The organism is Oerskovia rustica, from assembly GCF_014836555.1.
Classification (GTDB): Bacteria; Actinomycetota; Actinomycetes; order Actinomycetales; family Cellulomonadaceae; genus Oerskovia; species Oerskovia rustica.
Genome location: NZ_JACSQQ010000009.1, coordinates 125844 through 136021, shown reverse-complemented (window position 1 = coordinate 136021; position 10178 = coordinate 125844). Strand labels below are relative to the sequence as shown.

The 10178-nt window shown below is 70.5% G+C and carries 10 protein-coding genes; 1 reads left to right on the top strand and 9 read right to left on the bottom strand.

The features are described 5' to 3' along the window. Positions 1-59: 59 nt before the first annotated feature. Complete coding sequence (gene hisD, locus H9652_RS07450) at positions 60-1385, bottom strand: histidinol dehydrogenase (RefSeq protein WP_191795675.1); 1326 nt, start codon at positions 1383-1385, stop codon at positions 60-62. 94 nt (positions 1386-1479) lie between these two features. Between hisD and H9652_RS07445 the strand changes: the two genes are divergently transcribed. Continuing rightward, the gene (locus H9652_RS07445) at positions 1480-1707 is read left to right on the top strand and encodes an RNA-binding S4 domain-containing protein (protein WP_138824712.1); all 228 of its coding nucleotides are present in this window, start codon (positions 1480-1482) and stop codon (positions 1705-1707) included. 36 nt (positions 1708-1743) lie between these two features. Here H9652_RS07445 and H9652_RS07440 read toward each other — a convergent pair whose 3' ends face one another. From H9652_RS07440 to H9652_RS07405, 8 genes are all read right to left on the bottom strand, one after another. Then, positions 1744-2151 carry a pyridoxamine 5'-phosphate oxidase family protein gene (locus tag H9652_RS07440; RefSeq protein ID WP_191795674.1) on the bottom strand — a complete coding sequence of 136 codons (408 nt, stop codon included), beginning with the start codon at positions 2149-2151 and terminating at the stop codon, positions 1744-1746. Positions 2152-2161: 10 nt separating this feature from the next. Further along, on the bottom strand, positions 2162-2692 hold the full coding sequence (locus H9652_RS07435; RefSeq protein WP_318244029.1) for an NUDIX domain-containing protein: 531 nt from the start codon (positions 2690-2692) through the stop codon (positions 2162-2164). After that, positions 2689-6246, bottom strand: a complete 3558-nt coding sequence (dnaE, locus tag H9652_RS07430; protein WP_191795673.1) for a DNA polymerase III subunit alpha — start codon at positions 6244-6246, stop codon at positions 2689-2691. Before dnaE ends, H9652_RS07435 begins: the two co-directional genes overlap by 4 nt. Before the next feature lie 178 nt (positions 6247-6424). Then, on the bottom strand, positions 6425-6892 hold the full coding sequence (locus tag H9652_RS07425) for a GNAT family N-acetyltransferase (protein WP_191795672.1): 468 nt from the start codon (positions 6890-6892) through the stop codon (positions 6425-6427). 43 nt (positions 6893-6935) lie between these two features. Then, positions 6936-7874: an RluA family pseudouridine synthase gene (locus H9652_RS07420; protein WP_191795671.1), complete on the bottom strand. Its 939-nt coding sequence runs from the start codon at positions 7872-7874 to the stop codon at positions 6936-6938. Then, on the bottom strand, positions 7874-8653 hold the full coding sequence (locus H9652_RS07415) for a signal peptidase II (RefSeq protein ID WP_225227872.1): 780 nt from the start codon (positions 8651-8653) through the stop codon (positions 7874-7876). Before H9652_RS07415 ends, H9652_RS07420 begins: the two co-directional genes overlap by 1 nt. 106 nt (positions 8654-8759) lie before the next feature. Further along, positions 8760-9221, bottom strand: a complete 462-nt coding sequence (locus tag H9652_RS07410) for a TraR/DksA family transcriptional regulator (protein ID WP_138824718.1) — start codon at positions 9219-9221, stop codon at positions 8760-8762. 162 nt (positions 9222-9383) lie between these two features. Beyond that, complete coding sequence (locus H9652_RS07405) at positions 9384-10040, bottom strand: DivIVA domain-containing protein (RefSeq protein WP_138824719.1); 657 nt, start codon at positions 10038-10040, stop codon at positions 9384-9386. Positions 10041-10178: the final 138 nt, after the last annotated feature.

Here is a 10178-nt window from a genome sequence, read left to right as displayed (position 1 = left end):
CCCCCCCCCCCCCCCCCCCCCCCCCCCCCCCGCTCTCATCGCCTCGGGTGGTGCCGCGACTACTGGAAGCGCGCCTTGATCGCCTCGCCGTGCGCGGGCAGGTCCTCGTCGTTCGCGACGGCCACGATGCGGTCGGCCAGCTCCTGGAGCGCGTCGGCCGAGTACTCGACGACCTGCACCGCGCGCAGGAAGCTGTGCACCCCGAGCCCGCTCGAGTAGTGCGCGCACCCGCCGGTCGGCAGGACGTGGTTGGACCCCGCCATGTAGTCGCCCAGCGGGACGGGCGAGTACGGGCCGACGAAGATCGCGCCCGCGCTCTGCACCCGCTCGGCGACGGCGGCGGCGTCGGCCGTCTGGATCTCGAGGTGCTCGGCACCGTACGAGTCGACGACGTCGAGGCCCTGCTCGAGGTCGTCGACCACGATGATCGCGGACTGCGGCCCGGACAGCGCCTGCGCCACGCGTGCCGCGTGCTTGGTCTCGGGGACGAGGTCCACGAGGCGGGCGTCGACGGCCGCGGCCAGCTCGACCGACGGCGTCACGAGGACAGCTGCGGCGTCGGGTGTGTGCTCGCCCTGGCTGATGAGGTCGAGCGCGACGTGCGTCGGGTCCGCGCCGCCGTCCGCGAGGATCGCGATCTCTGTGGGACCGGCCTCGGAGTCGATCCCAACGACACCGCGCACGAGGCGCTTGGCAGCCGCGACGTAGATGTTCCCCGGACCCGTGATGACGTCGACGGGCTCGCACAGGAAGTCGCCGTCCTGCGGCTCACTGCCTGTGGCGCCGTACGCGAACATGCCGATCGCCTGCGCACCACCGACCGCATAGACCTCCTCGACACCCAGCAGCGCGCACGCCGCGAGGATCGTGGGGTGCGGCAGGCCGTCGTTCTCGCGCTGCGGAGGCGAGGCCACCGCGAGCTCGCGCACACCGGCCTCCTGGGCCGCGACGACGCTCATGATGACCGACGACGGGTAGACCGCGATCCCCCCGGGCACGTAGAGCCCGACGCGACGCACGGGGATCCAGCGCTGGCGGACCTGCGCCCCTGGGGCCAGGTCGACCGAGAACGGCTGGGGGCGCTGCGCGGCGTGCACCGTGCGGACACGGCGGATCGCCTCCTCGAGGCCGTCGCGCACGAGCGGGTCGAGCGTCTCGAGCGCGGCCGACAGGCGCTCGGTCGGGACCCGCAGGTGGACCGGTCGCACGCCGTCGAACCGCTCCGAGAGGTCCCGCAGCGCGGAGGCGCCGTGCAGGCGGACGTCATGCAGGATCGGGGCGACCTTCTCCGCGGCGTCCTCGACGCCGATCTCCGGACGAGGCAGGATCTCCGTGAGCTCACGGGGAGACAGGGAACGACCACGCAGGTCGATGCGATTGATCACCGACCCATCGTAGGCCGGGCCGCGAACCGACCTCCAGGCCATTCAGCAGGTGGGCAGTTCTCCGGCACGCCCCGGACGCGAGAGAATGGCTCTCATGACCACGACACCCACGGTGGAGATCACCGACGACGTCATCCGCCTCGGCCAGTTCCTCAAGCTCGCGAGCCTCGTCGAGTCCGGCGCCCACGCGCGCGACCTCATCTCCGAGGGAGAGGTCCAGGTCAACGGCGAGGTCGACACGCGTCGTGGGCGCCAGCTGCACAAGGGCGACGTCGTGACGGTCGACGTCCCGACCGGTCAGATCGGCGCGATCGTCGGCTGACCACGGTGCACGGGGCCCCGACCGTCCGCGGCCCGGTCAGAAGGCCATGTAGCTCGAGCTCATGACCTTGTCCGCGACGATCCGCAGGACGACGCGGCGCGGGTTGACGCGCGGCTCCTTGTAGCGCCGCGTGTACCGCCGCACGGCCTCGGCGACCTCGTCGGGGTCGCGCGAGACCGAGACGGTGCCCTCGAGCGTGATCCAGCGCCCGCCCTCGACCTGGCACACCGCGGCCCGGGGGTGGGCGCCGTCGGAGGTGAGGCGCTCTGCGTTGAGGGCCTTGACCGACGTGTCGTTGGTCGTGATGCGCACGACCCCGGTCTCGGGGTCCCACGTGAAGCCCACGGGGACGACGTGCGGGCTGCCGTCCTCCCGCAGGGTGGTCAGGGTCGCCAGGTGGCGCTCGGTCACGAAGACGCGCTGCTCGGGGGTCAGGTGGATCACGACCGCGAGTCTACGTGTCCTCCGGGGCCTCGAAACCGTAGGTCGTGACGGGTGGCACGACGCCTCGCGCGAGAGCGTCGAGCACCACGGCCTCGTGCGGCACGAGGGGCCCGGGCAGGTCCGACAGCGCGAACCAGCGCAGGTCGGCGGCCTTCTCCCGCTCCTCGATCACGGGCTCGCCGGACCACGTGCGGCACCTGAAGAAGAAGTCGACCCGCTGCTCGACCGGTCCCCCGTCCGGGCGCGTACGGTGCATGACCGTGAGCGGCTCGAGGTCCGTCGTCGCGACCTCGATGCCCAGCTCCTCGCGCGCCTCACGCCGGGCAGCCGCCAGCACGCTCTCCCCCTGCTCGACGTGCCCGGCCGCTGCCGCGGCCCAGTGACCGTCCATGTACCCGGTGTTCTGCCGGCGCTGGAGCAGGACCTCGTCGCCGCGGCGCAGGAGCACGTAGGCCGCAGGGACCACCTGGAACCGCCCCGGCGAACCGTCCGCCGCCGGGACGTACCCGCCCGCGTCCTCCCGGCCCACGTCCGGGCTCACACGGTGAGGCACGTCGGGCCGAGCAGCGCCTTGAGGTCGCCGTACAGCGCCGGGCTCTTCGCGACCCGCAGGGTGTCCTCGAGCCGCATGACCTTGGTCCGCCCGGGGCTCGTGAGCTTGAGGTGGACCTCGGTCACCCCCGGGTGCGTCGAGAGGATCTCGCGCAGCTTCTCGACCACGGGCTGGGTGCAGCGAGACTCGGGCAGGCTCACGAGCACCGGCGTCTCGGCGACCGTCGAGATGTCCGGGAGCGAGACCTCCATGGCCTGGAGCTGCATGGTCTCGTCGCGGCGTCGCACCCGCCCGCGCAGCACCACGACCTGGTCCTCGGCGAGGATCGTCGAGTACGCGAGGTAGGTCTCGCCGAAGAACATGACCTCGACGCCTCCCTCGAGGTCCTCGATCGTCACCGCGGCCCACGGGTTGCCGTTCTTGCTCATCTTGCGCTGGAGCGAGGTGATGAGCCCGGCGATGACGACCGTCGAGCCGTCGGGCCTGGCCTCGTCGGCCATGAGGGCCGCGATCGACGTGTCGGCCGCGCGGGTCAGCACGTGCTCGAGCCCCGACAACGGGTGGTCGGACACGTACAGGCCGAGCATCTCGCGCTCGAAGGCGAGCCGCTGCTTCTTGTCCCAGTCCGGGATGTCGGGCACGTCGACGCTGAAGGACATGGCGGGGTCCTCGCCGCCGAGGTCCGCGAAGAGGTCGAACTGCCCCTTGGCCTCCTCGCGCTTGACGCTGATGACCGAGTCCACGGCCTGCTCGTGGACCACGAGCAGGGCGCGCCGCGCGTGGTCGAGCGAGTCGAACGCCCCCGCCTTGATGAGCGACTCGATGGTCCGCTTGTTGCAGACCACGGCGGGGACCTTGTCGAGGAAGTCGGTGAAGGACGCGAACGTCCCCTTGTCCTCGCGCGTCGCGACGATCGCGTCCACGACGTTCGCGCCCACGTTGCGGACCGCCGTCAGGCCGAAGCGGATGTCCTTGCCGACGGCGGTGAAGTTGGCCGACGACGAGTTCACGTCCGGCGGCAGGACCGTGATCCCCATGCGGCGGCACTCGTTGAGGTAGAGGGCCGACTTGTCCTTGTCGTCGCGCACGCTCGTGAGCAGCGCGGCCATGTACTCGGTCGGGTAGTTGGCCTTGAGGTACGCGGTCCAGTAGGACACCACGCCGTAGGCCGCGGAGTGCGCCTTGTTGAACGCGTAGTCCGAGAACGGCAGCAGGATGTCCCACAGCGTCTTGACCGCGGCCATGGAGAAGCCGCGCTCCTTCATGCCGTTGGAGAAGCCCTCGAACTGCTTGTCCAGCTCGGACTTCTTCTTCTTGCCCATCGCGCGGCGCAGGATGTCGGCCTGGCCGAGCGAGTACCCGGCGACCTTCTGCGCGATGGCCATGACCTGCTCCTGGTACACGATCAGGCCGTACGTGGTCCCCAGGATGTCCTCGAGGGCTTCCTCGAGCTCGGGGTGGATGGGAGTGACCTCCTGCATCCCGTTCTTGCGCAGCGCGTAGTTGGTGTGCGAGTTGGCACCCATGGGGCCGGGGCGGTACAGCGCGCCCACGGCCGAGATGTCCTCGAAGTTGTCGGGGCGCATGAGCTTGAGCAGGGTCCGCATGCCGCCGCCGTCGAGCTGGAACACGCCCAGGGTGTCGCCGCGGCCCAGGAGGTCGTACGTCTTGGGGTCGTCGAGCGTGAGCGCCTCGAGCTCGACCGGGTCCTTGCCGTTCATCACGATGTTCTCGAGCGCGTCGTCGAGGATCGTGAGGTTGCGCAGACCCAGGAAGTCCATCTTGATCAGGCCGAGGCCCTCGCACGTGGGGTAGTCGAACTGCGTGATGACCGCGCCGTCCTGCAGGCGCCGCATGATCGGGATGATGTCGATGAGCGGCTCGCTCGACATGATGACGCCGGCCGCGTGCACGCCCCACTGGCGCTTCAGGCCCTCGATGCCCTTGGCGAGCTCGACGACGCGCTGGGCGTCGGGGTCCGCCGAGTGGATCTGGCGGAACTCGTCGGCCTCGTTGTACCGCTTGTCGTCGGGGTTGAAGATTCCCGTGAGCGAGATGTCCTTGCCCATGATCGCGGGCGGCATGGCCTTGGTGAGCTTCTCCCCCATCGCGAAGGGGAAGCCGAGGAGGCGCGAGGAGTCCTTGAGGGCCTGCTTGGCCTTGATGGTGCCGTAGGTGACGATCTGGGCGACGCGGTCCTCGCCGTACTTCTCCGTGACGTAGCGGATGACCTCACCGCGACGACGCTCGTCGAAGTCGACGTCGAAGTCGGGCATGGACACACGGTCCGGGTTGAGGAAGCGCTCGAAGATCAGGCCGTGCTGCAGCGGGTCGAGGTCCGTGATGCGCATCGCGTACGCGGCCATGGAGCCCGCACCCGAGCCACGTCCCGGCCCCACGCGGATGCCGTTGTCCTTGGCCCAGTTGATGAAGTCGGCGACGACGAGGAAGTAGCCCGGGAAGCCCATCTGCACGATGACCTGGGTCTCGTACTCGGCCTGCTTGCGCACGGCGTCCGAGATGCCGTCCGGGTAGCGGTAGTGCAGCCCCTTCTCGACCTCCTTGATGAACCAGGAGGTCTCGTCCTCGCCCGGAGGGCAGGGATAGTTGGGCATGTAGTTCGCGGACGTGTCGAAGCTGACCTCGCACTGCTCGGCGATGAGCAGCGTGTTGTCACAGGCCTCGGGCAGCTCTTTCCAGATGTGGCGCATCTCGGCGGCGGACTTCACGTAGTAGCCGTCGCCGTCGAACTTGAAGCGGTCCGGGTCCGCGAGCGTGGAGCCGGAGTTGATGCACAGCAGCGCCTCCTGGGAGTGGCTGTCCTCCTTCTTCACGTAGTGCAGGTCGTTCGTCGCGACGAGCGGGGCGCCGATGGTCTCCGAGAGGCGCAGCAGGTCCTTGATGACGCGGCGTTCGATGTCGAGCCCGTGGTCCATGAGCTCGACGTAGAAGTTCTCCTTGCCGAACACGTCCTGGAGCTCGCCGGCGGCCTGCACGGCCGCGTCCCACTGGCCGAGGCGCAGCTTGGTCTGGATCTCGCCCGACGGGCAGCCCGAGGACGCGATCATGCCCTTGCCGTAGCGCTCGAGCAGGTCCCGGTCCATACGGGGCCACTTGCCCATCTGGCCGTCGAGCGAGGCGAGCGAGCTCGCCCGGAAGAGGTTGTGGAGGCCCTCGTTGTTGCGGGCCCACATCGTCAGGTGCGTGTACGCGCCGCGGGCCGACACGTCGTCGGACTCCTGGCCCTTCTCGCCGAAGCGCACGCGCGTCTGGTCGAAGCGGCTCGTTCCCGGCGTGACGTACGCCTCGACGCCGATGATGGGCTTGATGCCCGCCTGGGTCGCCTTGGACCAGAAGTCGAAAGCCCCGAAGATGTAGCCGTGGTCCGTCGTCGCGATGGCCTTCTGCCCCAGTCGCGCGGTCTCCTCGAAGAGGTCTCCGAGCCGCGCGGCGCCGTCCAGCATCGAGTACTCGGTGTGGACGTGGAGGTGGACGAAGTCGTCGGACTTCTGGGTGCTTCCGGGGGCGACGGCAGACGGCATGCGACGAGTCTAGATCGAGCCACCGACGCCTCTCGGCGTGTCGCCTGCCGACACCGGCGTGTGCCTCGTCTCATGCCCTAGGTCGACGCTCGTCCCCTGCCCGACGGCGCCGCGTGCCTCTGCGGAGCGCCTCGGCGGGCCCGTGGCGATCGGCGCGGCACGCGTCGGGGAACGCCCCTCAGTCGTGCGAGCGCAGGATCCTCGCGGCGTCGCGGTGGTCGATCCCCGCGTCGAGGTAGACGGGCCCGTACACCTGGTAGCCGAGGCGTTCGTAGAAGCCCGTGGCCTGCGTCTGCGCGCTGAGCTCGATCCGGACGCTGCCGTCCGGCGCGTGCTCGGCGAGCGCGATCTCCTCGAGCGCCCGCATGACCGCTGCACCCGCGCCGGTGCCTCGCGCAGCGCGCGCCACCGCGACGCGCCCGACGTGCACCTCGCCCGGGTGGGCGGGATCGGTCAGCAGTCGCCCGGTACCCACCACGTCCCCCGCAGGGTCCCGGACCACGACGTGCGTCGTGGTCGGCGCGAAGTCGGCGTCGTCGATCTCCTCGGCGAGCGGGACGTGCTGCTCGTCCACGAAGACCGCCAGGCGCAGCGCGTGCGCCTCGGTGAGCTGCTCGGGCGTACGGACCCGTTCTGTCGTCAGCATCGTCGTCCTTCCGTCGGTGGACCGGCGATCCCCGCCGGCCCGGTCAGGAGTACGCCCCGCGCACGACCTCGAGCGCTCGCGCCAGGTCGTCGGGGTACTCGCTCGTGACCTGCGTCCACTGCCCCGTCGCCGGGTGCTCGAAACCGAGCTGCACCGCGTGCAGCCACTGCCGCGTGAGCCCGACCTTCTTGGCCAGCACCGGGTCCGCACCGTACGTCAGGTCCCCCACGCAGGGGTGGCGAAGCGCCGAGAAGTGCACGCGGATCTGGTGCGTGCGGCCGGTCTCGAGGTGCACCTCGACGAGCGAGGCCGCCGGCAGCATCTCGAGGACCTCGTAGTGCGTCACCGAGGGCTTGCCCTCGGCCGTGACCGCGAACTTGTAGTCGGCCGACGGGTGGCGCCCGATGGGCGCGTCGATCGTGCCGGTCGTCGGCTCGGGGTGCCCCTGGACGAGCGCGTGGTAGACCTTCTCGACCGTGCGCTCCTTGAAGGCGCGCTTGAGCACCGAGTACGCGAGCTCGCTCTTGGCCACGACCATGAGCCCGGACGTGCCGACGTCGAGCCGGTGAACGATGCCCTGGCGCTCCGCGGCCCCCGACGTCGAGATGCGGTACCCCGCGGCGATCAGGGCGCCGACGACCGTCGGCCCCGTCCAGCCGGGCGAGGGGTGCGCCGCGACGCCGACGGGCTTGTCGATGACCACCACGTCGTCGTCGTCGTACACGATCTTCATGCCCGGGACGGGCTCGGCGACGATCTGCGGCGTGGACGCCTCGGGCTCGTCGGGGATCTCGACCTCGAGCCAGGCCCCGGCAACCAGGCGGTCGGACTTGCCGAGCTCCCGACCGTCGACGCGCACCCCACCCGCGGCGGCGACCTCGGCCGCACGCGTGCGGGACAGGCCCAGCAGGCGTGCGAGGGCCGCGTCGACCCGTTCGCCGGCCAGCCCGTCCGGGACCGGGAGCGAGCGCACCTGTCCCATCAGGACTCCGTCCCGGCCGTCGGGCCGGACGTGGCCGCCGTGCCCGGCGCGCCGGAACCCTGGGGTCCGGCGCTCGGGGAGGTCTTCGTGGGAGCGCCCGGCTCGGGAGCGTCGGTGGTCCGCTCGGCGGCGCCCCCCTCCTCGTCGGCGTCGTCCTTCGCCTGCTCCTGGTCCTGCTCCTGGTCGACGTGGCGCTGCCCGTCGATGCCGATCCCCTGGACCGACAGGATCGCGATCATCACCGCGGCCGCCACGACCGCGATGTCCGCGACGTTCCCGATGAACAGGTCCCCGTACCCGATGAAGTCGACCACGTGGCCCTGCGCGAAGCCCGGCTCGCGGAAGATCCGGTCGATGAGGTTGCCCAGCGCCCCACCGAGCAGCAGCCCGAGGGCGACGGCCCAGCCGCGTGACCCGATCTTGCGCATGCTGCGCACGATGAACACGATCACGACCGTGACGACGATCGTCAGGATCCAGGTGTAGCCCGAGCCGATCCCGAGCGCCGCCCCTTCGTTGCGGATGAACGTCAGGTGGAGCCACTCGCCGAGGAGCTCGATGGTCTCGCGACCCTCGAGCTCTGCGACGGCCCAGATCTTGGTGACCTGGTCGACCAGGATCACGAGGGCCGCGAGCACCACGACCCACAGGACGAGGCGCCGCGGGGCGACGGTCGTGCGCGGCCGGACGTCCGTGGTGGGGGCCGCGGACACGGCCTCGGTGCCACCCGCGGACGGGTCGGCGGGCACGGGCTGCTGGGGAGAGGGAGTCGATGGCATCGGCGGCAAGTCTGCCATGTCCAGCCGCTGGTCAACGATCCGGGACGGCGAAGGCCACCGTCCCCGGTGGGGACGGCGGCCTCCTCGCGTGCGCCGGGCGGTCGCGTCAGCGACGTTCCTCGCGCTGCTTCGCCTCGACGGACAGGTTCGCCCGCGGGTAGGCCTGCAGGCGCGCCTTGCCGATCGGGAGCCCGGTCGCCTCGCACGTCGCGTAGGTCCCGGCCGCGATGCGGTCGAGCGCGTGCTTGGTCTGCTCGAGCAGGTCCCTCATGTTGTTGACGAGGGTGAGCTCCTGCTCACGTTCGAGCGCGCTGGACCCGGAGTCCGCCTGGTCGTCGCCCGCACCGTCCCCCGAGTTGCGCAGGAGCTCCGAGAGCTCCTGGTCGGCCTCGGTCAGCTCTCGCTCGAGGCGCTCGCGCTCCTCCAGCAGGGTCGCTGCCTGCTCCTCCGCCTCCTTGAGCGTCCACGGCTCCTCGCCGTCACGCACGGGGAAGGACTTGACGTCGCGAGCTAGGTTCGGGAACTGCTGTCGTACGACCGCGCGCGTCGCGGTGCTGAGCTTGGTCATGTCGCCCCTCCGGTTCGAGTTGCGGTGAGAGTAGACGCCGCCTGCCGGTACGCACAACGCACCACGCCGGATGGACCGGTGTGGTGCGTCGTCACGGACCGACCGGCGGCGAACCCTGTGGTCCGCACGCCTGGTGTGATCGTCTGCCAGGTGGCAGGTGGACTAGATGCCCGCGCTGAGGTCGCTCGAGCGACCCGCGCCGGAACCGCTGCGGGGCGGGAGAGCGCTGCCGCGGTTGTCGAGGTCCCCCATGAGGTTCTGCAGGTAGCTCTTGAGGCGCGTGCGGTAGTCCCGCTCGAAGAGACGGAGCTCGTCGATCTTGCGCTCGAGGAGCGAACGCTCCTGCTCGAGCTGGGAGAGCGTGCGGTGCGAGGTCTCCTCGGCCTCCTGCACGATCCGGGTCCCCTCCTCCTTCGCTTCCGCGATGAGGCGGTCGCCCTCCTGCTGGCCCGAGCGCACGTAGTCGTCGTGCAGCTTCTGGGCGAGCTGGAGCATGCCGGTGGCGGACTCCGGCTCGGCCGTCGGCTTGCCCAGGGCGGGCGCGACGCTCGCCACGACGGGTGCGGGCTCCGGCGCGGACGGGGTCTCGACCACGGCCGGCTTGGACGGCGCCGAGGCGTCGGCCCGGCTGAGCTCGGCGACGCGTCGCTCCGCTGCGGCCAGCTTGGTCTTGAGGTCGTCGTTCTCCTCCTGCACGGAGTTGAGCGTCCTCACCACCTCGTCCAGGAAGTCATCGACCTCTTCGACGTCGTATCCCTCGCGGAACTTCGTCGCGGAGAACTTCTTGTTCAGGATGTCCTCTGCTGTCAGCAGTGCCATCGTCTCACCTCAATGCGTTTGCGCCGTCAGTCCGGGCGATCTCGAGATCGCCACAGTCCAAAGTAGCGGAGATTGTCAGCGGAGGCGGCCTCCGACCGGGGACCCTTGAGGGGCCACCGGCCGCGAGATCGCCGGGTT

Coding starts and splice junctions, on each gene's coding strand:
- H9652_RS07445 (WP_138824712.1), top strand. CDS start 1,480: ATGACCACGACACCCACGGTGGAGATCACCGACGACGTCATCCGCCTC.
- dnaE (WP_191795673.1), bottom strand. CDS start 6,246: ATGCCGTCTGCCGTCGCCCCCGGAAGCACCCAGAAGTCCGACGACTTC.
- H9652_RS07425 (WP_191795672.1), bottom strand. CDS start 6,892: ATGCTGACGACAGAACGGGTCCGTACGCCCGAGCAGCTCACCGAGGCG.
- H9652_RS07420 (WP_191795671.1), bottom strand. CDS start 7,874: ATGGGACAGGTGCGCTCGCTCCCGGTCCCGGACGGGCTGGCCGGCGAA.
- H9652_RS07415 (WP_225227872.1), bottom strand. CDS start 8,653: ATGCCATCGACTCCCTCTCCCCAGCAGCCCGTGCCCGCCGACCCGTCC.
- H9652_RS07410 (WP_138824718.1), bottom strand. CDS start 9,221: ATGACCAAGCTCAGCACCGCGACGCGCGCGGTCGTACGACAGCAGTTC.
- H9652_RS07405 (WP_138824719.1), bottom strand. CDS start 10,040: ATGGCACTGCTGACAGCAGAGGACATCCTGAACAAGAAGTTCTCCGCG.